This window comes from Pseudoalteromonas fenneropenaei, assembly GCF_042643375.1.
Taxonomy (GTDB): Bacteria; Pseudomonadota; Gammaproteobacteria; order Enterobacterales; family Alteromonadaceae; genus Pseudoalteromonas; species Pseudoalteromonas fenneropenaei.
In genome coordinates this window covers 61,175-87,648 of sequence record NZ_JBHRSD010000006.1, presented here as the reverse complement: position 1 = coordinate 87,648, position 26,474 = coordinate 61,175, and the positions used below count along the sequence as shown (strand labels likewise).

Genomic DNA, 26,474 nt, shown 5'->3' with positions numbered 1-26,474 from the left:
CGTTACCAAGGAACAGGGTAAACAGCGCGGGTATGAACCCGCACTGTCATTAAGCTTGTTAAAATTAGAAGTTAAATTGATTCTAAAGCGATTTTTACCATTTCATTGAAGGTACTTTGACGCTCATCAGCAGGTGTGGCTTCACCAGTAATGACATGGTCGCTCACTGTAAATAGCGCCATCGCTTTTGCACCGTACTCAGCTGCAACGCCATATAAACCTGCCGTTTCCATATCAACTGCCATCACACCTAGTTTGTCTAGCTGCTGATAGAAAGTCGCATCCGCTTGATAGAAAGTGTCTGTGGTAAACACGTTACCCACTTTAGCCTCAATACCTAAACGACGAGCCGCATTTACGCCGTTTTCTAATAAACCGAAATCAGCAATCGCCGCAAAATCATAACCACGCACGCGAGCGCGGTTCACGTTTGAATCTGTACTTGCACCTTGTGCAAAAATTACATCACGAATTTTGATATCTTGGCTGATACCACCGCAAGTACCGATACGAATTAGGTTTTTAACACCAAAAGTGACAATCAGCTCACGTGCATAAATAGACATTGAAGGAATACCCATGCCTGAACCCATAAGGCTCACAGGTTTACCTTTATATGTGCCAGTAAAACCGAACATGTTGCGTACGCCAGTCACTTGACGAGCATCGTCGAGGAAGTTTTCCGCAATATATTTCGCGCGTAGTGGGTCACCAGGCATCAATACTGTTTCAGCAAAGTCACCGATATTCGCGTTAATATGAGGCGTACTCATGGTCTGTTTCCTTTAATTAAGCTTTATTCAGCGCGGCCGCAAAGCCTTCGCCATATTCACACGCAGGTAAATCGAACCACTGGGCAAGGGTTTGACCTATGTCTGCAAAAGTTTGTCGCTCACCCAAATCTACAGCTTGCATGCCTTTTCGATATGCAACCACAGGGACATACTCACGGGTATGATCTGTGCCTGCTGCTGTTGGGTCACAACCGTGATCTGCAGTAATCAGCAGCAAATCGTCCGGTTGCAGCTTGTTGAGTATAGTCGGCAAATAGTCATCAAAAGTTTTTAATGCTTCCGCATAGCCAATGGCATTGCGGCGATGACCAAATTTTTCATCAAAATCAACAAGATTAGTAAAAATAATGGCGTTGTCTGTAACCAAGTCCATCACTTCACTGGTTTTTGCTAATAAGTTTTCTAAGCCTGGCGCTTTAAATTTCTGGGTGATGCCTTGATGGGCATAAATATCAGCAATTTTGCCAATACTCACGACTTCACCGCCTGCGGCTGCCAGTTTATCCAACACAGTCGGTGCTGGAGGCAAAACCGAATAATCACGACGATTGCCGGTACGGGCAAAATCACCGCTATGCGTACCTAAAAAAGGCCGCGCAATCACTCTTCCTATGTTTAGTTCATCAAGCAGTGCCCGTGCGATTTCACAAACCTGATAAAGTTTTTCCAGTCCGAATGACTCTTCATGCGCGGCCACTTGAAAAACACTGTCCACTGAGGTGTAGCAAATCGGCATGCCGGTTTTAACATGCTCTTCACCCAGTTGTTCTAAAATGGTCGTACCCGAAGCATAACAGTTACCTAAAATGCCCGGGATGTTGGCGCGCTTACATAGCTCGTCAACGAAATCTTGCGGGAAACAAGGTGTGGTATTTGGGAAGTAACCCCAATCAAACAAAACTGGCACACCTGCCATTTCCCAGTGTCCCGATGGCGTATCTTTGCCACTGGACAACTCTTTTGCATAGCCATACGCACCAATCGGTGTCTGACGGTCGGCGACTAGACAGGTTTCTTGTCCCGCTGCTTCGCATGCTGCAATTAAGCCTAATTTAGACAAATTAGGTAACGCCAACGCGTGGCCTTTTTCCGTATGGTAAGCGGCTAACAGGTGGGCTAAAGTATTGCTACCAACATCGCCAAATTTGGCGGCGTCTGGTGCAGCGCCAATGCCAAGGCTATCTGCCATTAATATGATTGCTCTTGTCATTTTATTCACCTCTTAACTGCTGCTTTGGTTCCAGATTATTCACCGTACCTCCGCTGGTTGTTACTTTATTGATACCTAAAATTATCGTACAGGACATAAGTCCGCTGTCATGAAAGCATCATAAAATTATTCATCTGTCGCGAACATGTCGCTAACTTGCTAATTTCGTTAAGCGGACATAAGTCCTGTTTTGTACCGACCAAAGTCGTTAAATTTGCTCCCCAAGCGAGGCAAAAGAGATTATTCGTGTCTTTTTTGCTATTGTGATCGCCATCAAGAACAACTGCTGGGTGTGAACTTTAGTGACACGAACTATTATAGCCATAGCTGGCGCTTCTGCGTCGGGCAAATCTTTGTTTAGCCAAACCATCTACAATGAATTGGTGACTGAACTTAAATCCGGGGCAATTGCCGTCATTGAAGAAGATGCGTACTACAAAGATCAGTCTCATCTTCCGATGGAGCATCGTACGCAAACGAATTACGACCATCCCGATGCATTTGAGCACGACTTACTGCGCCAGCATTTAGAATTATTACGTCAAGGTCAATCGGTAGAAGTACCGACCTATGATTATTCGCAGCATACGCGTAGTAACAAAACACGCACGATTCATCCAGCAAAAATTTTAATTGTTGAGGGGATCTTGTTGCTGAGCGATCCTGCATTGAGTGAAGCGTTCGATATTAAAGTGTTTATCGATACGCCGTTAGACATCTGTCTACTGCGTCGGATGCAAAGAGATATAGAACAAAGAGGACGAAGCATTGCTTCTGTGGTAGAACAGTATCAAGCCACTGTTAGACCTATGTTCTATCAATTTATCGAACCGTCCAAGCATAATGCTGACTTGGTCGTAACCCGTGGCGGTATGAATCGCGTTGCGATTGACATTATTAAAAGTAAAATAAAATATTTACTGCAAGAATAATCGGGAACTATTCAGCATGACAACAATAATGAGCCTCGTGGGCATGGCAGTGCTCCTTGGCATCGCATTTGTGGCTTCTACGAACCGCAAAGCGATTAACCTGCGCACCGTTGGTGTGGCCTTTATACTTCAAGTGGCCATCGGCGGTTTTGTACTATTTTTTGAAGCTGGGAAAAATGCCCTAGCCGCTATGTCAAGTGGAGTATCAGCCGTCATAGGCTACGCCAATGATGGCATTGGCTTTTTGTTTGGTAACTTAGCCAAGCAAGACACGTTGGGATTTATCTTTGCGGTGCAAGTATTACCTGTCATCGTCTTTTTCTCAGCGCTAGTCGCGGTGTTATATCACCTCGGCATTATGAATTGGATTATTCGTATTTTAGGCGGTGGATTGCAGAAGTTATTGAAAACTTCTCGACCAGAATCTCTGTCTGCAACCGCGAATATCTTCGTTGGCCAAACGGAAGCACCTTTGATTGTGAAACCGTTTATTCCAACCATGACAAAATCTGAACTATTCGCTGTTATGGTGGGTGGTTTGGCCACAGTAGCTGGCTCTGTAATGGCAGGCTACGTGACCATAGGTGTGGAGTTGAAATACCTGATTGCGGCGAGCTTTATGGCGGCACCAGGTGGTTTCTTAATGGCCAAGATGATTGTGCCAGAGACTGAAACACCTAAAGAAAATTTAGCAGAAGTTGATAGCGGTGACGATAAACCTGTGAACGTCATTGACGCCGCTGCAGCAGGTGCGTCAAGTGGTATGCATTTAGCCCTCAACGTAGGTGCGATGTTACTTGCTTTCGTCGCTTTGATTGCGCTACTAAACGGTATGCTAGGCGGTATTGGTGGTTGGTTCGACCATCCCACTTTAACGCTTCAAGAGATTTTAGGTTACCTTTTCGCACCAATAGCTTGGGTGATTGGGGTACCTTGGTCAGAAGCCCAGATTGCTGGTAGCTTCATTGGCCAGAAATTGGTAGTCAACGAGTTTGTTGCTTACCTAGACTTTATTAATTATCGCGATACGTTAAGCGAGCACACACAAGCGATTGTCACATTCGCGTTATGTGGATTTGCTAATTTGTCATCGATAGCAATTTTACTAGGCGGACTAGGCGGTATGGCGCCAAGTCGTAGAAAGGATATCGCACGCTTAGGGCTCAGAGCAGTGTTGGCAGGGTCAATGGCTAACCTTATGAGCGCCGCAATTGCAGGTTTTTTCCTCTCGCTAGCTTAGAAACTTAACGAGATAAGCCGTGGTTGCAAAACAATTGGTTGGTTGCTTTAAGGGGTTAAAGTGACCACACTAACTTGAACGATACTTCACCAAAGGGCCGCAAGGCCCTTTTATCGTTTCTGAGCATTCGCTTGTTGAAAAGTCTACAAACTTTAGTCGAATTAGTTCAGCACAATCCGCTTTCAATTCAACTACGTGTTAAAACTCTTTACTATTGCAGTGCCGTTGCATCCATCCACATCATTTCTCAAATGTGACCGTCTAAATAGGCTAAATTACGATTGTAAATAAAACCGTGATCTTGCTTTGGCAGCACGTCTGCAACACCGCCTTGATCATGCGCGAAGTGGTTAAATACATCCACTTCGGTACGGTTCTCACAAGACACACACAACAACACTTCATTGTTGCTCTTATCTAGTATTGGCCGGGCGGTGCATTTTGGATTATTTGTAAAACCTCAACCTTGATAAAAGGCTTTAGAGTCGTCGAGATCAGTGACAGGTAAATTAACAAAAATCATCCTAGACACAATTAGCAGCTCAAAAATTACTGCCACAACTGCAAGATAAACGAAAAAGGTACGAGGGCACAGGAATTGTGGTAAAGCTATCACCATTTTTTCGCTATGCAGCGCCATGAATAACGCTTATAACCTAACAAGAAAGGCACACATCGCTTTGACATTTTATGACCTTGCTATAAACCCATCACATCGCGACCAATTAACAGGTAAATTTTGATTTAAAATCATAGCCATAATTTTGGCTCGTGCACTCAACTTACCGCTCAGGATAAAGCTTAAACAGCCATTTCAAATCGATGGTTTACTAGCTAGGTGTCGATTTCCTTCCCCTCCCCGTTGAAAGCTGTAAAAATCAATATAAAACATATGGTTAAACAAACCCCACCCTATCAGTATCTAAAAATCAAAACCTTACGTAACACCATGATTTAAAACAGTTAATTTTGATATTTCGCTGAAAGTGAAAAAAATTAATGAAAACTTATCTAAATTTATTGCATTTAAATTCATTAAGCGCATAATGCGCGCACAAAAGTTGTTTAACTGTTCACTTTTCAACCAACGAGGTAACCACACACTTTATGGAACTGAGCGCACTGCATGCTAATCAACCTGATTATCGTAAACTTGTTGCCCAATACGGCTCTCCACTGCTGGTATTAGATGGGGATGCTGTACGAAAGCAATTCTTATCACTGCAACAAGCTTTGCCAGGTGTAGCATTGCATTATGCACTAAAACCGCTGCCACACGAAGCTGTTGTCGCTGTTCTTAAAGAGCTAGATGGTTACTTTGACCTTGCTACTAACGGCGAAGTTGATTTAGTGCGTGATGTAGGTGTCGATCCAGAGCGTTGCATCCACAGCCACCCTATCAAACGCGATAGCGATATCCGCTATGCGTTGGAATATGGCTGCACCACTTTTGTGGTTGACAATATTGTTGAGCTACAAAAGTTTGTGGCGTACAAGCACGATACTAAATTGCTATTACGCGTAAGCTTCCGCAATCCAGACACAAAAATCGACTTGTCGAAAAAGTTTGGTTGTCGCCAAGAAGAAGCCCTTGGTTTACTTAAAGAAGCTCAAGCATTAGGGTTAAACGTAATTGGCCTGTCGTTCCATGTTGGTTCGCAAGCAGTGAACCCAATGCGCCATAGCAATGCTATCGCTGCATGCCGTGAGATCATTGAAAACGCTAAACAAGCGGGTATTCACTTATCAACGTTAGACATTGGTGGTGGTTTCCCTGTCAGTTACGACAATAAAGCTTTTGATATTGTTGAATATTGTACGCCAATTCGCGCTGAACTTGCGAAGTTACCAAGCAATATTCGCGTGCTTGCGGAGCCAGGTCGTTATATTTGTGCCCCTGCAGTGACGGCAATTTCATCTGTTATGGGTATTGCTGAGCGTGGCGACCAAACTTGGTACTACCTAGATGATGGCGTATATGGCTCGTACTCAGGGCAAATTTACGACCATATGGTATACCCGCTGAGCTTCCCCTATGCGGCTGGTGAACCAAAACTGAGCGTATTGTCGGGCCCAACGTGCGATAGCATCGACGTGATCCGCGAAGATATTATGTTGCCACCATTGGCTGTCGGTGAATTGGTGATTGGCCATGTCATGGGCGCTTATACTTGGGCATCTGCCACTGAGTTTAACTTCTTCCGCAAAGCCAATTTTGTGGTTGTAAACGGCCCTGAGGGCTGTAAAGCAGAAGTCGCAGCCTAACTAGGCTGCGCAAATACGGCTATGCATCACTAATAGCCGTTTTCTATGGCGCTATAATAGTGTCATAAGTTGTGCCAAACCTTGTTTGGCACGCTCACTACTTTGACCTGCAAATCCCAACCGAATATGCGTAGGCAGATGTTCTGGTGCCAGTAAAAACTCCTCTTCCGTTTGGATAAATACCCCTAATTTGGCTGCCTGTTGTGCCAAGCCTCGCACGTCTATACCACTATCTACCCACAGCGCCATTCCACCGTCTGGAATAGTAAACTGTTTGATTTTACCTTGTCTTTGCCACTGACCTAATTCGTTCACCATAGCATCTCGGCGCGCATGATAGAGCTTGGTCATTTTGCGTAAATGGCGCTCAAACTCCCCTTTTGCCATCCATTTCGCAATCGCCAGTTGCATCACCGCATCGTTCTTATGATTGAGCAATTGCTTAAGTGCCACTAATTGCGGCAATACATGCTCAGATGCACAGATGTAACCGGTACGAGCGCCTGCAAACATCAATTTAGAAAACGTCGACAGATAAATAACTATCCCTGCGGGGTCATCTGCAGCAAGAGGTCTGAGCGGTTGGCAAGCATAATGAAACTCATGGTCATAATCGTCTTCAACAATAAACACCCCATGTTGATAGCAAAGTTGGTATACCTCTAAACGCCGCGCTGGGCTTAAGGTTACTGTGGTAGGATATTGATGGAGTGGCGTTAAATACAGCAACCGCACTTTGCCTTCACTTAACACATTTTTTAATGCCTGAGTGCAGATCCCCTGCTCGTCTTGAGGAATACCACGCAATCTCGCGCCAAAAGAGGCAAAGGCTTTTTTTGCTGGCGGATAGCCAAGATTTTCCATCGCCACTTCATCGCCTTCACGTAAAAACGCTTTCGCAACGAGATACAAAGCCTCTTGTGAACCATTACAGATCAACACCTCTTGGTAATTAAGCGCCCTTGCACGACGTAAATAAGCCAATACTTGCAGTTGCAGCGCGTTTACCCCCGCCACTTCACTGTAATGAAAATGGCCAAGTTCGCGATGCAAACATGCTTCTGCCAACATGCGACGAAAACTGGAATAGGGAAACAACTGTAAATCGGGCAACCCCCCTCCAAAATGATAATCATAACTTAAATGTGGCGGTGCTTTAGGCAGACTCAGTGGTTGAGCAAAAGTAGGCACTATGGGATTAAACTGTGGCATACTAGCACTGCCGCGACTACTTTCTATTGGCAAACTCGCTTCAACCACATAGCCACTGCGCTCCTGACTCGCCAACCACCCTTCAGCAACCAGCAATTGCAACGCATTCATCACGGTATGACGGTTTAGCGTCAGCGACTCAGCTAAGCTGCGCGCAGAAACTAAACGCTCACCGGGTTGTAATTGCCCTTGCCGGATAGCGCTGCGTAGTGCATCCGCAAGTTGGAGATATTTAGGTTTGTCTAGCTGGTTCAAAAGCGGTAAGGAATACATTCTGGTCTATACAAATTATCCATTCTGGTTGTTTTTGTTATACCAAAAATCCGTAATCTGACAAGCGTTAATTCACCACTCAATTAAGGAGTCATTATGCTAAGTCCAGTGACACTACAATCATATAAAGTAACCCTAGAGCCTTTGAATAAAGCACATTTACTGGGCTTATTAGCAGCGGGGCAAGATCCACAAATTTGGCAATGGCTATTACAAAATTTTTGTGCTTCGGAGGATGTGCTAGCCAAGTGGTTTACTGATACCGCCCAGTTTGATGCTACCAGTCAATTAGTCTTCGCCACCACATTAACCGCCACGGGCGAAGTTATCGGCACCACGCGATTTTTCCGTTATGACCAGTCACAGTTGAAAGTTGAAATTGGCCATACTTTTATTACGCCTAAGTGGCAACGCAGCTTCGTTAATACACATGCCAAGTATTTGATGCTCAAGCATGCATTTGAGGATTTACAGCTGGTTCGGGTCGAGTTACGCACTCATGAGAACAACCAAAAGTCACGTAATGCCATGCTGCGAATCGGCGCAACATTTGAAGGGATCAGCCGTAAAGACAGGCGCTTAGGCCAAGGCCCATTTCGTAATTCGGCTTGGTTCTCGATAATTGATGACGATTGGGCGCAAATAAAAACCGCATTGGAGCAACAACTATGAGCTACCCGAAACGTCAATTTCAGGTCGACGACCCATTACCATTACAGCAGTTAATCGCCCGCTTTCCATTGGCGACGGTGATCTATGCCGCGCAAGAGTTTTGCTTATTGCCGCTTTATTTGGATGTCGCGACGGGGCGTTTGCTGGGGCACTGTGCTCGCTACAATCCTCTGACCAATCAAAATGGCAATACAGTGCGGGTGATTTTTCATGGTGAAAGCGAATATATTTCGCCCAACTTACTGCCAAGCCAAAAACTCCCTACTTGGCATTATCAAGCGGTGGCGATTACCGGCACTTTCGAAGCGGTAACAGATGCAGAAGCTGCATGGCATAATATGGTGGCGCAAACTGATTATTTTGAAGCCACTCAGCCAACTCCGTGGTTAGCTTATTCCATGTCAGCGCAAGATCAAGCGATGTTAATGAAACAAATTCAAGTGTTTGCAATTCATATTGACGATATGCAAGGGAACTTTAAACTAAGCCAACACAAATCGAATGAACATCGCGAAGCACTTTTCCAAGTTTTAACTTCGCGCCAAACTAAGGATTTTTATGTCGGCACTGACTATTACCGAGCTACTACAACATCTTGAGCACCAACCAGAAACATTACGTTTTGCTGATGTGATTACCAGTATCGAAGCTCATTATCATTTTACTGCGGTGGCGTTTAACAACAATGGTGTTGATAACGCTGGCGGTGAAAATCAAGGGTCATGTAAAGTGCTGGCGTTCGCAAAATTGCATCAGCTAAGTAAAGCGCAAACTTTAGCTTGTTTTGCTGAACACTATTTTGCTGATGTATTAGTGAACCCGAGTGCAACCAATCACGCCAATATTCGCGCCCTATTAGCAAGTGAGCTAGGCATTGATGGCGTAGAGTTTAGTCAAGTTGCATTACAAGAAAAGGGGCGTTAAGCCCCTTTGGTTGCATCACAAAATTGGTGTAAGCGCTCTGTCTAATTAAGCTCTTTGTCCACCCAGAACTTAGTGCCTTTTAATACCGCCTGTAGCGCAAGGCCTGAGTCCGTTAACGAATAGACAGTCACATCATCCACCACCGCTTCAGCCACTGCTGCCGCGCCTTTATCTTGATATTTAGCCGCTGCATCGGCGTTCCCGCCAAATGCCCAACCATGGTCAATAAAACGTTGCATTGCCGCATCGGTGTGGAACACCATGACGATATTGAAGTCTTTTGCCCCTAAGCCCAGTCCCAAGCCAGCTTCGGCCATATTCATATAGGTTTGTTGACCCGTGCGGTTATTGGTTACTACACCATAGCCGCCACCGACACTGGCAATGATCACATTCACATTGGCATTGTCGAACACCGCATAACCCGGCGCACTTTGCAGCTGCTGGCGCACGTCTGGTTTTTGCTGGTAAAGTTTAGCAAGCGTGTTGTTTTTCATGCTGATCACCACCGCCCGCTTTTCCGCTGGCGACGCATCACCACTGGTGGCACACCCTGTCACTGCCAATACCGTTGAAAGTACTACTAATTGCAATAGCTTTTTCATGCTCACTCCTTAACCTAACGGAAACCCAATCCCGAACGGTTTATCAGTTTAATTGCGTTTAGTGTAGCAATTAAAACTGGCACTGCGCTGAACGGCCTGACAAAACTCGCATTACGTTTTCAAAGCATAAAAAAAGGCCACAGTAAGCAAGCTTATTGTGGCCAATCGTTCATGGGTATACTTAAAGGGATAAGTGTGAACGAACTTCATTATAGAAAAATGATAAGAAAATAAAATCACATTATAACGACCTAAATCATCGAAATTTACGAACAATACGAAACTTACACTGGCATTGTTATAGCCAGATGACTTGAAGTTACAAGGAGCAAATCCCCTTGTATATAACTATCCTATGTGAAGGGATGCGGGAATACAGCTAACACCGCTGCAACTTCAAGTAAGAAGAGTATATACTGCGCGTAATTTCTCCTTGGTCATAACATCATGGCATATTTGCTTTCAATCACAGTGCTTTGGGCATTTTCATTTAGCCTTATTGGAGTTTATTTGGCAGGCCAAGTCGATGCTTGGTTCGCTGCTTGGTCTAGGATCTTACTTGCGACGTTGGTTTTCCTGCCGTTACTCAAATGGCGAGCGTTACCTATCGCTTTATCGTCACAGCTTATGTTGATTGGGGGGGTGCAAATTGGTCTGATGTACGGCTTTTATTATCATGCTTTTTTGTACCTCAGCGTGCCTGAAGTGCTACTCATGACAGTCATGACGCCAGTTTATATCACGTTACTGAATGATTTTTTAAACCGCAGTTTCGACTGGCGCTATTTATTGGTCGCCGTGCTCGCTGTACTCGGCGCTGTGGCAATTCGCTTTGAAGGCTTAAACATTCAATATTGGTTAGGAGTGTTGTTGGTACAAGGCGCTAATCTGTGCTTTGCTTTTGGGCAAGTCATGTATAAACGCCTTGATAAACACATTACCATCAGCCACAGCCAACGTTTTGGCTGGTTTTTCATTGGCGCTTTGTTGGTATCGAGCGTTTCGCTGGCTATCTTTGCCGACTTTAATAAACTGCCACAAACCCAATTACAGTGGGGTATTTTAGCTTATTTAGGCTTAGTCGCGTCTGGAGTGGGTTATCTAGCTTGGAACAAAGGTGCCACTTTGGTATCAGTAGGGACATTAGCTGTGATGAACAACTTACTGATCCCAGTGGGAATTTTGGTCAATATCCTAATTTGGCATAAACCGAGTGATCCGCTCAAACTGACACTGGGCAGTGCTGTTATTCTAGCCGCGCTGTGGTTAGACCAATACCTCAACCAAAAGCGCGCACCAAGCAAATAAAAGGCAATTGATAACTTATAAGCGGCTTACTTAAGCCGCTTATAAAAGTGAATTTTCGGGTCTGTTGTTGCTGCTGCAGTTTCGCAGCCCACAATGTGATAATCGTGACTTATCAACATCTGCAGCATAGTTTTAAAGCAATTCATGGATTTGACCCGAATCGCTTGGTAACCCTTGGTTTGACACCATAACTCTTGATCTAGCAGCAACCGCCGCGCAATACCTTGCCCTCGATAACTTGGTAGTACAGCGCCAAGCCAAGAATAAAACTCCTCTGCTGCAAGTTGATAGCCAAGCTTGTAGGCCACTGGCTTATCGCCATCATAGGCCACCAGCAATAAGTAAGGTTTATCTGCCAAACGCTGTAAAATCATGGTTGTGGTTTTAGGTGCCACAAATTCAGGAATATGCTGCTCAATTTCCGCTATGTCCGCAATATTGCCTGGTCGAATTGTCACCTTATTCATACTTACTCCCAAGTTTGCGTCAGTTTAAATTGACCAAGTTCCAAACTTAACTCAGCTTGCGCCCCATTTATTAAGGTTAAGTTGGGTGGTAGATGACCAATATCAACATCATAAAGCACTGGGATAGTTAAATCCGCAAATGCCATCTGTACCGCTTGCTTGTCCGTGATTTCCTGACCATGGGCAACGGGCTTGGCGTTACGACCAATTAAAATCGCATTCACCTTGGCAAACCAGCCACACATCCGCAGCCCCATTAACGCACGATAGTAGCTATTGGGTGGCAGCTCGGCGTTTTCAAAATACAGGATAATGCCTTCTGGTGCATATTGCTGGCAGAAGGTTTCAATATCCGCATAGGGCGTTGCTAAGATATGCACCAAAATATCAAGACAGCCACCGAACAAGCGTCCGCTCACCGGTAAATTCACCTTGCCCAAAGCCTGCCAAGTTGAAGGCTCTGTCAGGGTAAAAGCAGCTTTAGGGTCGCGTACCATGCTCACGCCCTGAGATTCAAAATGGCTCAGCGGATACTGCACCAACTGTTCACCCCTAACCAAAGCTAACGCGTTAAATACTTGGCTGGTCAGCGGATCAGTTTGGCCACGATGTAACTGCATAAGATTTGTTCCATGTGCAGTTGCCCAGCCGAGCTTACAAGTGAGTGCCAGTAAAATGGTACTGATATCTGAAAAGCCTAATAACCACTTGGGTTTAGCCGCAGCCAAGCGCGACCAGTCAAGCAACGGCAATAATTCCATCGCAAACTCGCCGCCCCAAGGCGCAAACACGGCATCGACTGTGTCATCCAACAAAAAGCGCATAAGCTCAGCTGCCCGCTGCGCTTTAGGCGCACTGACATGGCAGCTATCTTCGCGTAAACATTGCCCTTCAGTCACTTGAAAACCAAGCGCACGGAGCTCTGATAGCACAAAGTCAAGCCGAGGATGATACGGCGCCGCAACACCGCTGGAAAATGCCGTTACAGCAATATGGCTATTAGCCGTAAGCGGGGCGGGAAATTTAAGCATGATAAGTCCTGTTTTCTCTTAATCTCTTTTTCACAGCAACAAAAGTGTTGCTACTCGTCCTCTAATTCTACAACTTGAATATGTGCCACGGCTAACACACCTAAGGCGCGTAAACGTGCAAGAATATCGGCCTTAGAAAGGGGTAGCCACACGTTAAAACCATTGCCATTATTTACTTTAACGATGGCAAGGTAACCGTCGCCAACCGTTATAGTACCCACGTCAGCTAACGGTAGCTGCAGCTCATTACCTTGTTGCCGCTTAATATTAAGCGTCCCGCCATCCACTTTTAGTAACGTTTCAATCGCGTCATGCTGAATTGGCAACCACAAACGAATCGCACCAATCAAAGCAAAACCTAAACCGTGCACGCCGAGAACCAACTCATACTGTGCAATGCCAACCATTGATATCCAACATACCCTAATAGCAACAACCCAAACGCCAATAAAGCGATGGCACGCGAACGCTGCCGCTTTGAGTTACGCATCAGATGTCCTTATGCAAATACAAAAGTGGAAAATAACCTTTAAAAACAGACATGTAAAGAGCAGTTGTATAGATTTATTTGGATGTATGGGAGGTACTGAAAAACAACAGATGGGTGATGGGCGGAATTTTTCTGGAAGCTTTTGGTGGAGCTAGGCGGGATCGAACCGCCGACCTCTTGCATGCCATGCAAGCGCTCTCCCAGCTGAGCTATAGCCCCAAAAGTCGAACCTGATTTTAAGATAATCATTTAAAAAGTAAAGCGTTTTTTATATCAGCTAAGCTATTTTTATCGTTTGTGCCCCTTTATTGATCAACTGCTGGTTGCTCGTCCAAGAGCCATGGATTGGCATACTGTTTATTGCGAATAAAGTGCGCGTCTGACAAGCTCTCTAAAAACGCCAACAAGGCTTGCTTTTCGTCCTCGGTCAGTTCAAAGCCTTTAATAAATTGATTCTTATTGGGATGCTTACGACCATCCCCAGCGAGTGGTCCGGTTGCAATGACCCTACCACCAGCAGCATAAAAATCTAATACTTCGCTCAATGTCGCAATACTACCATCGTGCATATAAGGCGCGGAAAAAGCCACGTTACGTAGTGTAGGGGCGCGAAACAAACCTTCATCGCCAGGGTTGAGTGTCACATCTATCATCCCTCGGTCATGTTCAGGATATCCCCACTGCCCGCTTTGTGGCTGGTGCGTGTAATACAACCCCGTATTATGAAACGCGAAGCGGTTGATCGGCTGATTTTGATGTGTGGTGGATTGAGTAAAATTAAACCCGCCATGACAATGATGGCATTCCAAACGCTCAGAAAAGAACAATTCCATCCCCGCAAGTTGTTGAGCACTGAGCGCGCTGTCATCATTTTGATAAGCATAGCGGTCAAAAGGGCTCGAAAACGAGACGAGGCTTCGCACAAAACTCGCAAGCGCTTGCGTCACCCGTAAAAAATTCACCTCTTCGTCACCAAATGCTGCGTTAAATAACTCAGGATACGGCGCTCGCGCGAGTGCTTTTAAAACCTGTTGCTCATGCCCTGCAATGCCCATTTCCACTGGGTTATCAGCAAACATTGGGATAAGTACCTGGCGTTCAATTTCTTGCAAATGCGGATGGCTCCACGTCAGGGTTTTATTGTAAGCAACATTCACGAGCGCTGAGGCATTACGGTGATGCAGTTCACCAGTTGAGCCAATCGAAGTTGCTAAAGGTTCTGCAAAGGCATGGGCTTGCTGATGACAGTCAGCACAGCTTTGCTTACCATTACCGGCCAATTTACGGTCATAAAATAAGTAACGACCTAAAGCAACTTTGGCTTCAGACATGGGGTTATCAGCGGGTACCAATGGCGCAGGATAATGAGCTGGAATAGACCACACATAAGGTGCCTCTGGTGCCGTATCAGTTAGCCAATAGACGCCTCCCGCACCAAGCAGCACAACCCCGAGCAGCCAAACAAGATTACGGGCGAACAAAGTTAAACACCGCTAAGTTATTAAGATTACTCATGATTGGTTGACACACAGGACTGTTGCTATCCCCCATACACTCACCAGCTACTAGTGGCTGCATCCCCGTTAACAGCATTGCAAAATCCACTTTTAATACATCGCCGCGTCGGTAATTGAGCGTATAACTGATACGATTTGGTACCAAGCAGTTATCTGGCGCACGCATCATACTTGGTGACTGGCACGCCAATGAACCAAGATGAAACTGCCATTGTGTTTGTTCTTCACGTAGCGCTAAACGTAAAAACTTGTGCCCTTGCTGCCAAGTCCAGAACATTTCAGGTACGTTAAGTGGCGAAGCCTGAGTTAATGGATTTTGGTGATTGAGCGCAAATGGCACACCCAGAGTAAAGCTGATTTGCCCATCCGGTAAAGGTTCTGCGAATTTGACCCGCCAGTTTCCCGCATCATGACAATCGCCGCCTATTAACACTACACCATTATGTTGCAAACCTCGCGGATCGGGTTGCAACGTCAACTGCTGATTATTTATTTTAAAATCAGAGAGATAAAACTGAAAATTTTCCACCACCAAGTTAGAACGAGCTAAGGGTTGGCAATAGACCAGTGGCGTTGCTTGCCACATCGACTGTACCGAAATCTCTGCACCGTCATGGGGCTGACAAGCAGCCATACTTAGCGAAGTGATAACGATTGCATAATTTCTGTACTTCATAGCATTTTTGCAATATATATAATGTTCCGATTACAAATACCCAAGAATTGGCTTCGGGTCAACAGGTGTAACAGCATGGCATCCACATTAAAACCTAATTTAACGCTTTTAACCACTGTACTGTGGCTTAGCAGCAGTATGTTTAGCCTAGCTGCAAACGCCCACGCCGAACACGATAAAGCGCGTTTTGTAGCAACTGACGGTAAAGACCACGGCCGTTGTGATAACCCGGTGCGGCCATGTCAAAGTATTTCCTATGCGGTATCGCAAGCGAGTAAAGGTGATAAAGTACTTGTTGCCGAGGGGGATTATCATATCACCAGCAGCGACGAGTTACTGGCTTTGACTAGCGCTATCGTACCTGTACTAGGTGGTTACAATCGTTTTGATCATTTTTTAAACCAAGCGCCTAGTCTTCATCAAACCACACTGTATGGCGTACCAGACGAGCAAAGTGAACGCCTTTACCAGCAAGGGTTTCGCATTATTCAAGACGGCCTTGCGCGCTATAAATCAGCCTATGTAGCTCGCCAGCAACAAGAAGCAATACTTGCCGAAAAACAAACTAATGCGCCTTGTAATAATGGTAGTGCCGCAGGTTTTGCCTGCCGCAATATTGACTTAGTTGCCCATATACCGCTCAACCAGTTCTCACAAAACCCTGCCGAGGGCAATGATGTGTGGGGTCATGTGGACCTCAATGACAATACCGAATATGCCATTATGGGGTTTGAAAATGGCGTGGCGATAGTGAGCTTAAAAGACCCAAGCAATCCACAAGAAGTAGCCTTTGTCAGTGGCTTTAGTACCACTTGGCGCGATATCAAAGTGTATCAATTCTACTCATCGAGCCAAAAGCGTTGGCAAGCTTATGCCTATGTCACTTCTGAAAGTGGCAGGGATGGGGTGATGATATTAGACCTAAGTGGCTTGCCAAACCGCGTTACTCTGGTCAATAAGGACTTTGTCTCTGCCAGTGCTCATAACGTCTATATTTCGAACGTTGATTATGCACTGAATATCGCCCTTAACCACACTACTCCCACCTTGCACCTTGTAGGGGAGAATGTCTCAGGCGGTGCATTTCGTAATATATCGTTGTCATCTCCAACTGCGCTGTCGTTAGCCAGCCCAGTTAAATTAACTAACCGCTCTGATTACACCCACGACGCGGTATCGTTTTGGGTGAATGACACTCGCGCCACACGTGATTGCAGTAATGGTACCATGATCGGTTGTGAGGTATTTGTCGATTTTAATGAGAACGAAATTCGTTTTTGGGACATTACCAGTAAAACCCAACCCAAGCAGCTGAGCACCGCCTCATATCTTAACGCCCATTACGTTCATTCCGGCTGGTGGAGTGAAGACCGCAACTATGTCTTTGTTCATGACGAATTAGATGAGCTGCGCGTAAGCCTCAACACCACCTTAAGAGTGTATGATGTTAAACAGCTCACCCAGCCTAAATTAGTGAGCGAATGGCAAGGCCCGACTAAGGCAATCGATCATAACGGATTTGTGCGCGGCAACCGTTACTATATGTCCAACTATCAACGCGGCTTAACAATTTTAGATATCACCAACCCAGCAACACCAATTGAAGCGGGCTTTTTTGATACTTTTCCTGCTTCAGATGGCGCACAATTTAACGGCGCTTGGGGTGTCTATCCGTTTTTGCCTTCAGGCCTGCTTTTAGTCAGCGACATTAATAGCGGACTTTATATTCTCAAAGACCAAACACTAAATTCAAACCACGGTACTTTGTCACTCCCAGCAAGCGAACTTGTGGTTGATAGCGGCGCAACGCAAGCGACCATCGCAGTAACACGCAGCGCTGGCGCAACTGGTGCTGTTTCGGTGCAATACGACGTACTGGCTGGTAATGCCAAAGCTGGCGATGACTTTACGCCTACCAACGGCACGCTTACTTGGCAGGACGGCGACTTTGCAACCAAGTACATTACGATAGCGCTACACACTACCCAACAAAAACCGCAAAAGACCGTTTTTGTGCGGTTGGCAAACAGCCAAGGCGGTGCAACCTTAGCGCACAATACGCTGCGAGTAAATTTTGGCGAGCGCGAAGCACATACTGGTATCGCCAATTTTACCACTGCAAATCTGCGGGTATTGGAAAATGGTGAAGCATTTAGCGTCACTGTCGCGCGCGAAAACGGCAATGAAGGAGAACTGCAAGTTAACTATCGCTTTAATAGCGATGCAAGCACGGATTTAAGCGGTTCACTATCTGGCACACTCAGTTGGGCTGATGGCGATAGCAGCACGCAGCGGCTGACATTTAGCACCATCAACGACTCAGTGAGTGAAAGCGACAAAACCTATCAGTTACTGTTAGAGTCTGGTGATAATGCAGAGCCATTGGCACTCAACATTACTGTGCTTGACGATGAAGCCAATCAACCACCCACTTTGCTTTTGCCTACCAACCTTGAGGTCAATACCAGACAACTCTCTGTCATCACGGCCAATGTGAGTGACGCCAACGACGATACGGTCACGCTACTTTGGCGCCAAGTTGCGGGCAGCACAGTGACGCTCTCTGGCATAAACAGCAAAGTGATATCGTTTATGGCGCCGGAAACCGCTGGTGAGTTGACCTTTGAATTGGTTGCAACTGATGAACGCGGAGGCCAAAATACCCAGCAAGTGGTCGTCAAAGTCACAGAGCCTGTGGTCACCAACCCAACTACTCCAACCAACCCGACTACACCTACCCAGCCAGATAATTCAGGTGGCTCATCAGGTGGGGGGCTGAATTGGTTGCTGGTCTTAACAGCGATGATAACAGTACGGCGCATTTACAACACACCAAAGCGCTAGTCAGACCGATATAAAGCTTTGAGGCATTAAATCATGCCTCAAAGCCTGCAAGCACCTTAAGTAACTTAAGGTTATGCGCAGCCGGAGCACGCGTTAAACCCAATTGAGCATTGACAATCAAGCCTTCTTTAAACGTACAAATACTCTCGAGCTGCGCAGAACTGCACTGCGTTAATTTTTCACTCAGTAACGCCCGCACCGCCATTTTATGCTGCCTACAGGCTATCGTAATTGCGCTATCGCGGTCACGCAGCTCGGCTGCGGTATTAATAAAAAAGCAGCCGCGAAACACCCCAAGCTCAGCCACCTCTCCAGCAAACCAACGCTCCAATGCTTGACACAAAGCGGCCAGCACTTGTACGGGCGTTTTTGCTAAAGCCAATTCCGCCCTTAACCAAGTTAAAAAGCGCTTATCGCGCTCCGCAAGTGCCGCCAAAACCAGTTCGTCTTTACTCGCAAAATGATGGTAAAGGGTTTTCTTTGCTACCCCTGATACTTTCAGCACTTCATTAATGCCAATCGCCTGCACCCCGTGCAGATAAAATAACTGTAACGCGGTTTCAAGCAACTGTTGTCGTTTATCTAACATCAACACCTCACATTTTGTAATAGCTTGACACAAGTAGACCGATTTGTCTACTATGGTAGACAAGTCGGTCTACTTGGAGAGAGATTAATATGCCCGTCGTTTTTCCTGCCCTACTTGCTGGCATGGGCGCCACCATTGCAATTGGTTTACTGGCACTACTAGAGTTATTGTCGCCGCACTTTATTTGGCTGATGGCACCGTTTGGCGCGACCACAGTATTACTTTTTGGCCTACCCGACAGCCCGTTAGCACAGCCACGAAATGTGATCTTTGGCCATTTGCTTACTGCCGCTATTGGACTGATATTCTTGCAGTTCTTCCCTGTTAATGGCTTAACTCTAGCCATCGCTACAGGCCTTAGTGTCAGCACTATGCTACTAACAAAAACCACCCATCCTCCTGCAGGAGCCAATGCGCTGTTGATCATGCTCAGTGCGCCAAGTTGGTGGTTTTTAATTACCCCAGTGCTAATTGGTGCGGTGACCTTAGTTCTTTGTGCGCGGATATTCCACCGATGCAAAAGCAAACTATTAATTACCAAAAAGACAGCGTTGACATAATTTCATACAATTTTTGTGTTTCCTAAAATAAACACATCTGTTAGTGTACCTACATCAGGAGCGCAATCATTATCGCGCGACAGGCAAGAACGCCGGCAGACCAGATTTAAGAGAATGGCGCGGCATTGCCGACAATTCTCCCTGGGCTGTGCGGCGCAAGCCGCCACCCATTTAATTTTCTTCTCTAAACCATCAACTTCAGATGGTTATCATCATTTAGGTTTAGCCTGAAATCTTTAGTTAGATCATAACCATAAACAACTAAGTAAAAAATGTACGCTCACCTATCAATGTTGTTTTCCCTGTAGGAGCGACTTTATGTCGCGCTCATTCTAACAATGACGATTTGGGCAAAATTCAGCTTAACTACCCTTGCCTATAAATATTGTTTACCCCTGTGGGCGCGACTTTATGTCGCGCTATTATGCTGCCTGTGTGGGTGAAACCCTACTGGAGTCAAGCGAGTGCCCGCAGCTTGGCTAGGGTTGAACGCGAAGACAGGATGTCTGAGCTGGGGGAGAGTCATCATGGACGTGTTTACACTGAAGATATTCCGTTCGCCTATCCATCCTTGAAGCTTGGTTACTTCGGTCATTGCTTAAATGGATTTAGGGGATGAAGTTGATTAAGGCAAGGGTTTTGTCGGGAACAAAAACCTGCCATGACCTCACTTCCCAGCCACGAAAAGCCGCTGACTTTAGGCATACTTGCTTAACTTAATAAGAAGAAGAAAATCGTTTAAACAATATTTTCGATTCCACTTCACCACTGCTGTATTTCCCATCAATTAAGATTGCTCTAAGTCCATAGCTACGTGCGCGTGACCAAAACACGGTTTAACGTCTATGGAGTTGGGCATTATTCCTGACTAGGGGTAAGCATTTTCTTTCAACCAGTATTAGTCGAAGGTGCACCATCCACTTCTGTGAGCTTACTGATGTAACTTGGTGTAATGGCAAACTTCCGCTAATGCATCTAACATTTCAGCAACATCGAGATATTTTGACCCCCTCAATATGGAAGGAACGCATAATGACAGACATTTACCACTTTGATGAAACACAAGATCCCCATGAGCAGTATTTGCAAATTCAGGCGTTGATGGCGCAGTATGCAAATAATACACAACGTTTTATTGCTGAGTTGCTGCAACTAGAGATCCCTATCACCCGTATTCTCAGCCCTGAACACGCTCAAGCGTCAGAAACACCTGGGCTCACTGCGTACCAAGCACAAACCCTGATCTTTAACACTCGCCTTAGATATAACCCCGCAGTGATAGTGATGTGTACCTCCACGGAAGATGTACAAAAAGTCTATCGCACTGCAACAGCCTATAATTTATTGGTTCGTGTTCGCTCTGGTGGTCATGATCACGAAGGTGAATGTAGCGGCACCGACGCGGTGTTAATCGATCTTTCAGGGCTTAAACAGTACGACGTTAAAAAACAACTCAGCGATTGTGGGAAGACTGAATATATCGCTCATATCGGCTCAGGCTATCGGTTTTATCAACTAGTACCGAAACTGGCAAGCCATCAGCCGGAACTGACCATCCCCCATGGTACATGCGCTACCGTAGGGTTAGCAGGTTATATTCAAGGGGGTGGCTGGGGTCCTTGGACTCGTATCAAAGGCATGTGTTGTGAATATTTAGTTGGCGCAACTGTGGTACTTGGTAATGGCGATGTCATTACTGCAACCGAACATAACGAGCATAAAGCGCTGTTATGGGCACTGCGTGGTGGTGGCGCACCAAGTTACGGGATAGTCACCGAATTTCAAGTAAAAGCTTTTGAGTTACCAAACGAAATTCACCGTTTTGAAATCGAATGGAACCAACCTGGGCAAACAACATATCGTGAAAAGAGCGTGACTGTGTTGTCCAACTGGCAATCTACCATCGCCGATACAAGTACCGCTCAACTAGTTGGCACCAATTTAAAAATCAACGGTTTGCCATCTGACCAAGTACCAACTTTAGAGGCTGTTACAAGACTTGAACATCACAGTATCATGTATGGTTATTGGCAGGGTAGCGAGTCTTCATTAACGCAGTTTGTCGCACGTTATTTACCAAATGGTAAGCTCACCGTTCATGGTAAAGAAGACAAGAAAAACTACAGTATGTTGATTGGCAATTGGGATAGAAACTCCCTACACCAAGTCATGCAACGCAAACCAAAAATGTTACTCGGCACACCTCTTTTGGGTGGGCAACCATTTAAACCCGATTACGATGCACCAGCGCCGCACAAAATCACCTCAAAATTAGTCAATAAAAATGGGCTATGCGACCAAGGTAAGTTGCAACTATTGCAAACCCTCACCTCACCTTTAATTGGTAAATGTGATGAAGACTTAGGGCTCTTCTGCTACGTGACTCTAGGTGCAATTACTGGCCCTTATTATCAGGAGAACCCGAATGGTGATAGCGAGCTTGGGGTTGCATTCCCATATCAAGATTGTCAGTACACTATCCAATATCAGACTTGGTGGAATGAATTGGTGACCTTTAAACAAGAAGGCCAAAATAACCTCGTGTACCAATATACCAACCGTGCCATGGATTGGATTGAAGTATGCCGAGATACGCCAATCAACAATACTTACGGTGCATTTATCAGCTTTAAAGACGCATCAATTCCAACCCAAACCTACTTCCAACAGAATTATCAAAAATTAGTTGAGATAAAACTCGAGTACAGCAAAGATAAGTACAATCATTTACGTACGCGTAAAACGATTATCTAGAGTCCTCCGCTACCGCCCTCTTCAATGACAAAAACTGTTGAAGAGGGCTGGTACGATTGGCTGAACATTAGCTAACTCTACTTTGCTATCCCCTTGCAACACCCGTTGCACACCAGCTATACCTAGTTAAACACATAACTATCCACAGAAATTGTGGATAACCCCGATGAAGCGCTTAATTTTCAGCCTATTAGCGAGTCAGTGTATAACTTTATTGGCAATCGCATCTTGTAAATACTCGGTAAAATCACACGCCACTTCTGTACCGCAACCTTGTTTCGCATTCATGCATAATTCGTATTTAAAATGATGAACAAGTAAAAATACGACCCTGTAAGAAAAACCAATGTAAACATTTTATTGCAAATGGGTTATTTTTAGTTTACAAATTAACCCGAGCCATAGCTCTATTCACGCAATAATAACAAATCTACAGGATCTATTATGACAACAATGACACGTAATCTCAGTAAAGCGGCTGTTGCCGTTGCAATGCTTAGCGCCTTTAATAGCTATGCAGGGAACAAAAGCTTGGCTGTATCAGTTGATGTACAAAACCACGACAACGGGAATGTGACTGCGACCCTCAATATTACTAACCAAGGTAAAGGGGTACAAAAAGTTCTGAGTTGGTACACTGACTTAGAAGAAGAGCATATTTTCCATGTTACGCGCGACGGTAAAGAAGTGGATTTTTATGGCCCACATTATAAGCGTCCGGCGCCGACTGATAATGATTTCATTAAGCTTAAAGCGGGCGAAACGTTCAGCAAAACATTCGAATTAACAGGCCTGTATGATTTCAGCCAAGCTGGTAACTATGAGATCAGTTACCATGTTGAATCTCTAGATTTGTTTGGCCACACTTTGGTAGACCCACGTAAACGTGTTGCTGCTTTGCAACAAGCTGAAACCGCATCACTACATTCAAACAAAGTCAGCATGTGGGTAGAAGGTATCAGTAAAGCGACTACTTCTGTTAAAACTTCGGCTAATGCTGCAGCAGCAGGTGACTGTATTGACGGCACGTGTTTTACCGGTCGCTGTGACAATGGGCAGAAAAACGATATTTTATCTGCGCTTAATTCCGCGGATCAAATCACCAACAATTCTGTCAGCTATCTAAATAGCCACTCAGCAAGCAATCCTTCAACTCGCTATCAAACTTGGTTTGGCGCGGCAACAACAAGCCGTTACAGCACAGTTAAAGCCAATTTCGATGCTATTAATGATGCAATCGACAACAAACCTCTAACATTTGACTGTAGCTGCAAAAAATCTTACTTCGCGTATGTTTACCCAACTCAACCTTACAAAGTCTACCTCTGCCGCGCTTTCTGGAGCGCTAATGAGTTAGGGACTGACTCTCGTGCAGGTACCATAGTTCACGAGCTCAGCCACTTCAATGCAGTTGCTGGCACGGACGACATAGTTTACGGCCAATCAGGCGCGAAAAACTTGGCGATTAGCAACCCAAGCCAAGCGATTCAAAATGCCGATAGCCACGAATACTTTGCAGAAAACACACCGTTCCAGAATTAATTCTCCCAGGTGAATGAGGAGCCTTGGCAACTTGCTTAGGCTCCTTTTCTTAAGCTATGTTGTAACTTTCGACCAAATAGGCTAGTAGCAAAGGTTATGATTAAAACTATTTTTGGCTTGCTAAGTACAGCGTTGATCGTTTCGCCCTTATCAGCAGAGCCTTTAAAGTGCTATTTGCATGTCAATGCCATAAGCTTAGGTTCAGAGCCTCATGAAGTGATATTCACGGTGGCCAATGTCAGTCATGACGAAGTGACGATATTGCCTTGGTATACACCACTCGAAGGCTTTTGGTCTGATTTATTTATCATTACCAATGTCGATGGTAGAGCCATTGATTACCTAGGCCCTCAAGCCAAACGCGTGACCCCAACCGCAGAAGATTTCATTACTTTAGCACCCGACCAGATCCTAAACGAAACACTCAACCTCAAAGTGGCTTATACCCTCGCACCTGGCCATTACAACTTAAGATTCCGAGCACAAAATAACGCTTGGGGTTGTATGCACAGCCTTTCTCAACAAAGCTGGGCGTTTCAAGTCGATGGCAAAAATGCCAGTAACGTTCAAGCGAACTAAGTTAGGTTTGCAATACTAGCAAGCTGCTCTGCCAACTGTACTGCTTGTTGTTCTGCCTGTGCTCGTGAATGTTGATGACGCGCATCCGCAAACTCCTGATATTCAGAACGTACGACGTAAAAGTCAGCCACACCAAGATAGCGGCTTAGCAACTTAATGTGCGGCACTAAGTGGTCCAGCTGCGCACGTTCCAGCCCCTCTGCAAAGCCAAACTCACCACTTGAAGTCAGCAACACTAAGGTTTTACCGGTTAGAATTGGTTCTAAGGGATAATCGCCGCGAGCTAAGTCAAAGGAAAAGGTTTTATTCACTCTGATCACTTGGTCAAACCAAGCTTTTAAGATTGCGGGCATACCATAGTTATACATTGGCGTGGTGATCACAATCAGGTCTGCCGCAGCGACCTCTGCAATTAAACGGTCGGATAAATCCAGATGTTGCTGCTGCGTTTCACTCGGTGCTGGTTTGGCAAATACTGCCGCAATCCAGTCTGCATCAATAAAGGGTATTGGCTCTTGATATAAATCTCGATAACACACTTTTGTTTGATGAGATAAACTCATCCATCTTGTGATAAATTTTTGGCCTAATTGGCGTGAAATAGAATTGTGGGCAGCAATCTCGCGGTCTGCTTTACGGGCACTGGCATCTATGTGTAAGATATTTTTCATTGAGGTATTCCGGTTGTTTAGGTGACATTGAGTATGCTTAGTTAAAGCCATCTAAACAAACGAGAAGTTTTTTCCTATAGCTGAGTTAAATTCACCTATTAGAGGTATCACTATTGCTCTCACTCCCTCCGTTATCCGCCCTGAGATGTTTTGAGGCCGCAGCTCGCCATTTGAGTTTTAAGCTCGCAGCAGACGAGCTTTGTATCAGCCCAACCGCTGTGTCGCATCAAATCCGTAACCTTGAATCACACTTAGGCTGTACACTTTTTATCCGCCACACTCGAGCCGTAACATTAACCGCTGCGGGGCAAACTCTTGCTCAAAGTGCGCAGCAGGCTTTTAGCCAACTCAGTAACGCTGTACAAACCATACAACACGCTGCCAATCAAGTGACTGTGGCAACCACCCATGCCTTTGCTTCCCTCTGGCTGGTGCCAAAGCTACTTGAATTTCAGCAGCGCTACCCAGATATTCGCGTCAAGCTTTGCGCCGACGATAAACTGAATGATTTAGCTCTTGATACCTCACTAGATTGTATCATCCGTTATGGCAGCTTTGACGCGACAAGCAAAAGTACATTATTGACGCGTGAAAAGATTGGATTGTTTGCCACCCCAGCTGTAGTTGCACAAATCAACACCACGGGGCAGCTCAAGGTTTACACCACACAATGGAAAAATCCGCAGTTACCAGTTTGGCCAGCTGAGGAATTGCTCGCCGCACAGTTTGGCGCCCGGTGGCAGCTGTATTATTTTTCTGACGAGCAGCAAGCCGTGCAAGCAGCATTGCATGACCAAGGGCTATTTTTTGGAAGTGAGTTGTTAGTTGCAGGCTATATAACCCAAGGCTGGCTCAGTGCTGTCACAGTTTGCCCATTACAGTTGGGGTTTGCTTACAGTTTGCTGACCCGCAAAAATTACACCTCTACTGCTGTTGAAACCTTTCAACTATGGTTGCAACAGCAATTTCAAACTAGTGATGATTCGGCAACTTAAATTTGAGCACACCGTCCGCAATTTCTTCCACTTCTATACCGCAGTACAGAGACAAAGATTGCATCAAGCGTTCAATTTGGGGGCGGTATTGATTGATGTCCTCATCACCGAGACCAACTAATAGCATCGCATCGATATGACTGTTTACCGTATTCGTGATGTTTTCCAATTCATCGGTATTGCATGGCTTCTGTGAAGGTCGATTGAGTTGGTTTTTGTTCATAGTTCGGCGCCGAGTTTGCACTTCATAATGACTATTGTAGCTGCTTATGAGCAAACTACGATTACAGCGCCTTACACTGCTTTTACTTTACAAACTACATC

Annotated in this window: 26 protein-coding genes and 1 tRNA gene; 13 read left to right on the top strand and 14 right to left on the bottom strand. The window is 45.4% G+C overall.

Going from position 1 to position 26,474, the window contains the following annotated elements; genetic code table 11:
• Nucleotides 1–71 precede the first annotated feature (71 nt).
• Together deoD and ACFOEE_RS03410 are read right to left on the bottom strand one after the other, a co-directional pair.
• Entirely contained in the window at nt 72–773 is a 702-nt protein-coding gene (deoD, locus tag ACFOEE_RS03415) for a purine-nucleoside phosphorylase (protein ID WP_377120928.1), read from the bottom strand.
• A 16-nt stretch (nt 774–789) separates the two neighbouring features.
• A complete protein-coding gene (locus ACFOEE_RS03410) occupies nt 790–2,004 on the bottom strand; it encodes a phosphopentomutase (RefSeq protein ID WP_377120926.1) in 1,215 nt (404 codons plus the stop codon).
• 302 nt (nt 2,005–2,306) lie between these two features.
• Between ACFOEE_RS03410 and udk the strand changes: the two genes are divergently transcribed.
• Nucleotides 2,307–2,936, top strand: coding sequence for a uridine kinase (gene udk / locus ACFOEE_RS03405; RefSeq protein ID WP_377120924.1), 630 nt, complete (start codon nt 2,307–2,309; stop codon nt 2,934–2,936).
• Between the two features lie 16 nt (nt 2,937–2,952).
• A complete protein-coding gene (locus tag ACFOEE_RS03400) occupies nt 2,953–4,176 on the top strand; it encodes a NupC/NupG family nucleoside CNT transporter (protein WP_377120922.1) in 1,224 nt (407 codons plus the stop codon).
• Nucleotides 4,177–4,423: 247 nt separating this feature from the next.
• Here ACFOEE_RS03400 and ACFOEE_RS03395 read toward each other — a convergent pair whose 3' ends face one another.
• Nucleotides 4,424–4,564, bottom strand: a complete 141-nt coding sequence (locus ACFOEE_RS03395) for a hypothetical protein (protein WP_377120920.1) — start codon at nt 4,562–4,564, stop codon at nt 4,424–4,426.
• A 719-nt stretch (nt 4,565–5,283) separates the two neighbouring features.
• Between ACFOEE_RS03395 and ACFOEE_RS03390 the strand changes: the two genes are divergently transcribed.
• Nucleotides 5,284–6,441, top strand: coding sequence for a type III PLP-dependent enzyme (locus tag ACFOEE_RS03390; protein WP_377120918.1), 1,158 nt, complete (start codon nt 5,284–5,286; stop codon nt 6,439–6,441).
• A gap of 51 nt (nt 6,442–6,492) precedes the next feature.
• On the opposite strand, the gene pdxR is transcribed toward ACFOEE_RS03390, so the two are convergent.
• Entirely contained in the window at nt 6,493–7,926 is a 1,434-nt protein-coding gene (pdxR, locus tag ACFOEE_RS03385) for a MocR-like pyridoxine biosynthesis transcription factor PdxR (RefSeq protein WP_377120916.1), read from the bottom strand.
• Nucleotides 7,927–8,022: 96 nt separating this feature from the next.
• On the opposite strand from pdxR, the gene ACFOEE_RS03380 reads away from it, so the two are divergent.
• The 3 genes from ACFOEE_RS03380 to ACFOEE_RS03370 are packed head-to-tail and all read left to right on the top strand — an operon-like array spanning nt 8,023 to nt 9,522.
• Nucleotides 8,023–8,598, top strand: coding sequence for a GNAT family N-acetyltransferase (locus tag ACFOEE_RS03380; RefSeq protein WP_377120914.1), 576 nt, complete (start codon nt 8,023–8,025; stop codon nt 8,596–8,598).
• Nucleotides 8,595–9,197 (top strand): FMN-binding negative transcriptional regulator, encoded by a 603-nt coding sequence (locus ACFOEE_RS03375; protein WP_377120912.1) that lies wholly within the window; start codon nt 8,595–8,597, stop codon nt 9,195–9,197. Before ACFOEE_RS03380 ends, ACFOEE_RS03375 begins: the two co-directional genes overlap by 4 nt.
• On the top strand, nt 9,157–9,522 hold the full coding sequence (locus ACFOEE_RS03370; protein ID WP_377120910.1) for a HopJ type III effector protein: 366 nt from the start codon (nt 9,157–9,159) through the stop codon (nt 9,520–9,522). The genes ACFOEE_RS03375 and ACFOEE_RS03370 overlap by 41 nt, the downstream gene beginning before the upstream one ends.
• A gap of 41 nt (nt 9,523–9,563) precedes the next feature.
• Here ACFOEE_RS03370 and ACFOEE_RS03365 read toward each other — a convergent pair whose 3' ends face one another.
• On the bottom strand, nt 9,564–10,127 hold the full coding sequence (locus ACFOEE_RS03365; RefSeq protein WP_377120908.1) for a lipid-binding SYLF domain-containing protein: 564 nt from the start codon (nt 10,125–10,127) through the stop codon (nt 9,564–9,566).
• A 447-nt stretch (nt 10,128–10,574) separates the two neighbouring features.
• Here ACFOEE_RS03365 and ACFOEE_RS03360 point away from each other — a divergent pair, with 447 nt between their 5' ends.
• Nucleotides 10,575–11,435: an EamA family transporter gene (locus ACFOEE_RS03360; protein WP_377120906.1), complete on the top strand. Its 861-nt coding sequence runs from the start codon at nt 10,575–10,577 to the stop codon at nt 11,433–11,435.
• A gap of 26 nt (nt 11,436–11,461) precedes the next feature.
• On the opposite strand, the gene ACFOEE_RS03355 is transcribed toward ACFOEE_RS03360, so the two are convergent.
• The 6 genes from ACFOEE_RS03355 to ACFOEE_RS03330 all read right to left on the bottom strand — a co-directional run bounded on the left by ACFOEE_RS03355 (nt 11,462) and on the right by ACFOEE_RS03330 (nt 15,616).
• Nucleotides 11,462–11,902 carry a GNAT family N-acetyltransferase gene (locus ACFOEE_RS03355; RefSeq protein WP_377120904.1) on the bottom strand — a complete coding sequence of 147 codons (441 nt, stop codon included), beginning with the start codon at nt 11,900–11,902 and terminating at the stop codon, nt 11,462–11,464.
• Nucleotides 11,903–11,904: 2 nt separating this feature from the next.
• Nucleotides 11,905–12,933 (bottom strand): S66 family peptidase, encoded by a 1,029-nt coding sequence (locus ACFOEE_RS03350; RefSeq protein WP_377120902.1) that lies wholly within the window; start codon nt 12,931–12,933, stop codon nt 11,905–11,907.
• A gap of 50 nt (nt 12,934–12,983) precedes the next feature.
• Nucleotides 12,984–13,340, bottom strand: a complete 357-nt coding sequence (locus tag ACFOEE_RS03345) for a hypothetical protein (RefSeq protein ID WP_377120900.1) — start codon at nt 13,338–13,340, stop codon at nt 12,984–12,986.
• 226 nt (nt 13,341–13,566) lie between these two features.
• Nucleotides 13,567–13,642 (bottom strand) — tRNA-Ala (locus ACFOEE_RS03340).
• 86 nt (nt 13,643–13,728) lie between these two features.
• Nucleotides 13,729–14,904 (bottom strand): MbnH family di-heme enzyme, encoded by a 1,176-nt coding sequence (locus tag ACFOEE_RS03335; protein ID WP_377120898.1) that lies wholly within the window; start codon nt 14,902–14,904, stop codon nt 13,729–13,731.
• Nucleotides 14,891–15,616 (bottom strand): MbnP family protein, encoded by a 726-nt coding sequence (locus tag ACFOEE_RS03330; RefSeq protein WP_377120896.1) that lies wholly within the window; start codon nt 15,614–15,616, stop codon nt 14,891–14,893. The genes ACFOEE_RS03335 and ACFOEE_RS03330 overlap by 14 nt, the downstream gene beginning before the upstream one ends.
• A 75-nt stretch (nt 15,617–15,691) precedes the next feature.
• Here ACFOEE_RS03330 and ACFOEE_RS03325 point away from each other — a divergent pair, with 75 nt between their 5' ends.
• A complete protein-coding gene (locus ACFOEE_RS03325; protein WP_377120894.1) occupies nt 15,692–18,460 on the top strand; it encodes a choice-of-anchor B family protein in 2,769 nt (922 codons plus the stop codon).
• Between the two features lie 31 nt (nt 18,461–18,491).
• On the opposite strand, the gene ACFOEE_RS03320 is transcribed toward ACFOEE_RS03325, so the two are convergent.
• The gene (locus ACFOEE_RS03320) at nt 18,492–19,049 is read right to left on the bottom strand and encodes a TetR/AcrR family transcriptional regulator (RefSeq protein ID WP_377120892.1); all 558 of its coding nucleotides are present in this window, start codon (nt 19,047–19,049) and stop codon (nt 18,492–18,494) included.
• Nucleotides 19,050–19,138: 89 nt separating this feature from the next.
• Between ACFOEE_RS03320 and ACFOEE_RS03315 the strand changes: the two genes are divergently transcribed.
• The 4 genes from ACFOEE_RS03315 to ACFOEE_RS03300 all read left to right on the top strand — a co-directional run bounded on the left by ACFOEE_RS03315 (nt 19,139) and on the right by ACFOEE_RS03300 (nt 24,484).
• On the top strand, nt 19,139–19,609 hold the full coding sequence (locus tag ACFOEE_RS03315) for an HPP family protein (RefSeq protein WP_377120890.1): 471 nt from the start codon (nt 19,139–19,141) through the stop codon (nt 19,607–19,609).
• A 1,032-nt stretch (nt 19,610–20,641) separates the two neighbouring features.
• The gene (locus tag ACFOEE_RS03310; RefSeq protein WP_377120888.1) at nt 20,642–22,363 is read left to right on the top strand and encodes an FAD-dependent oxidoreductase; all 1,722 of its coding nucleotides are present in this window, start codon (nt 20,642–20,644) and stop codon (nt 22,361–22,363) included.
• A 444-nt stretch (nt 22,364–22,807) separates the two neighbouring features.
• Complete coding sequence (locus ACFOEE_RS03305) at nt 22,808–23,905, top strand: M35 family metallo-endopeptidase (protein ID WP_377120886.1); 1,098 nt, start codon at nt 22,808–22,810, stop codon at nt 23,903–23,905.
• A 96-nt stretch (nt 23,906–24,001) separates the two neighbouring features.
• Nucleotides 24,002–24,484, top strand: a complete 483-nt coding sequence (locus ACFOEE_RS03300) for a hypothetical protein (protein ID WP_377120884.1) — start codon at nt 24,002–24,004, stop codon at nt 24,482–24,484.
• On the opposite strand, the gene ACFOEE_RS03295 is transcribed toward ACFOEE_RS03300, so the two are convergent.
• Nucleotides 24,481–25,155 (bottom strand): FMN-dependent NADH-azoreductase, encoded by a 675-nt coding sequence (locus tag ACFOEE_RS03295; protein ID WP_377120882.1) that lies wholly within the window; start codon nt 25,153–25,155, stop codon nt 24,481–24,483. The two genes, ACFOEE_RS03300 and ACFOEE_RS03295, sit on opposite strands and share 4 nt — an antisense overlap.
• Nucleotides 25,156–25,268: 113 nt before the next feature.
• On the opposite strand from ACFOEE_RS03295, the gene ACFOEE_RS03290 reads away from it, so the two are divergent.
• On the top strand, nt 25,269–26,150 hold the full coding sequence (locus ACFOEE_RS03290) for a LysR family transcriptional regulator (protein ID WP_377120880.1): 882 nt from the start codon (nt 25,269–25,271) through the stop codon (nt 26,148–26,150).
• Here the strand turns inward: ACFOEE_RS03290 and ACFOEE_RS03285 are convergent.
• Nucleotides 26,128–26,427, bottom strand: coding sequence for a hypothetical protein (locus ACFOEE_RS03285; RefSeq protein ID WP_377120878.1), 300 nt, complete (start codon nt 26,425–26,427; stop codon nt 26,128–26,130). The two genes, ACFOEE_RS03290 and ACFOEE_RS03285, sit on opposite strands and share 23 nt — an antisense overlap.
• Nucleotides 26,428–26,474: the final 47 nt, after the last annotated feature.

Excerpts from the sequence above, each read along its gene's own strand:
- deoD (WP_377120928.1), bottom strand. The coding sequence starts at position 773 with ATGAGTACGCCTCATATTAACGCGAATATCGGTGACTTTGCTGAAACA.
- ACFOEE_RS03410 (WP_377120926.1), bottom strand. The coding sequence starts at position 2,004 with ATGACAAGAGCAATCATATTAATGGCAGATAGCCTTGGCATTGGCGCT.
- ACFOEE_RS03400 (WP_377120922.1), top strand. The coding sequence starts at position 2,953 with ATGACAACAATAATGAGCCTCGTGGGCATGGCAGTGCTCCTTGGCATC.
- ACFOEE_RS03390 (WP_377120918.1), top strand. The coding sequence starts at position 5,284 with ATGGAACTGAGCGCACTGCATGCTAATCAACCTGATTATCGTAAACTT.
- pdxR (WP_377120916.1), bottom strand. The coding sequence starts at position 7,926 with ATGTATTCCTTACCGCTTTTGAACCAGCTAGACAAACCTAAATATCTC.
- ACFOEE_RS03380 (WP_377120914.1), top strand. The coding sequence starts at position 8,023 with ATGCTAAGTCCAGTGACACTACAATCATATAAAGTAACCCTAGAGCCT.
- ACFOEE_RS03375 (WP_377120912.1), top strand. The coding sequence starts at position 8,595 with ATGAGCTACCCGAAACGTCAATTTCAGGTCGACGACCCATTACCATTA.
- ACFOEE_RS03370 (WP_377120910.1), top strand. The coding sequence starts at position 9,157 with ATGTCGGCACTGACTATTACCGAGCTACTACAACATCTTGAGCACCAA.
- ACFOEE_RS03365 (WP_377120908.1), bottom strand. The coding sequence starts at position 10,127 with ATGAAAAAGCTATTGCAATTAGTAGTACTTTCAACGGTATTGGCAGTG.
- ACFOEE_RS03360 (WP_377120906.1), top strand. The coding sequence starts at position 10,575 with ATGGCATATTTGCTTTCAATCACAGTGCTTTGGGCATTTTCATTTAGC.
- ACFOEE_RS03355 (WP_377120904.1), bottom strand. The coding sequence starts at position 11,902 with ATGAATAAGGTGACAATTCGACCAGGCAATATTGCGGACATAGCGGAA.
- ACFOEE_RS03350 (WP_377120902.1), bottom strand. The coding sequence starts at position 12,933 with ATGCTTAAATTTCCCGCCCCGCTTACGGCTAATAGCCATATTGCTGTA.
- ACFOEE_RS03345 (WP_377120900.1), bottom strand. The coding sequence starts at position 13,340 with ATGGTTGGCATTGCACAGTATGAGTTGGTTCTCGGCGTGCACGGTTTA.
- ACFOEE_RS03330 (WP_377120896.1), bottom strand. The coding sequence starts at position 15,616 with ATGAAGTACAGAAATTATGCAATCGTTATCACTTCGCTAAGTATGGCT.
- ACFOEE_RS03325 (WP_377120894.1), top strand. The coding sequence starts at position 15,692 with ATGGCATCCACATTAAAACCTAATTTAACGCTTTTAACCACTGTACTG.
- ACFOEE_RS03320 (WP_377120892.1), bottom strand. The coding sequence starts at position 19,049 with ATGTTAGATAAACGACAACAGTTGCTTGAAACCGCGTTACAGTTATTT.
- ACFOEE_RS03315 (WP_377120890.1), top strand. The coding sequence starts at position 19,139 with ATGCCCGTCGTTTTTCCTGCCCTACTTGCTGGCATGGGCGCCACCATT.
- ACFOEE_RS03310 (WP_377120888.1), top strand. The coding sequence starts at position 20,642 with ATGACAGACATTTACCACTTTGATGAAACACAAGATCCCCATGAGCAG.
- ACFOEE_RS03305 (WP_377120886.1), top strand. The coding sequence starts at position 22,808 with ATGACAACAATGACACGTAATCTCAGTAAAGCGGCTGTTGCCGTTGCA.
- ACFOEE_RS03300 (WP_377120884.1), top strand. The coding sequence starts at position 24,002 with ATGATTAAAACTATTTTTGGCTTGCTAAGTACAGCGTTGATCGTTTCG.
- ACFOEE_RS03295 (WP_377120882.1), bottom strand. The coding sequence starts at position 25,155 with ATGAAAAATATCTTACACATAGATGCCAGTGCCCGTAAAGCAGACCGC.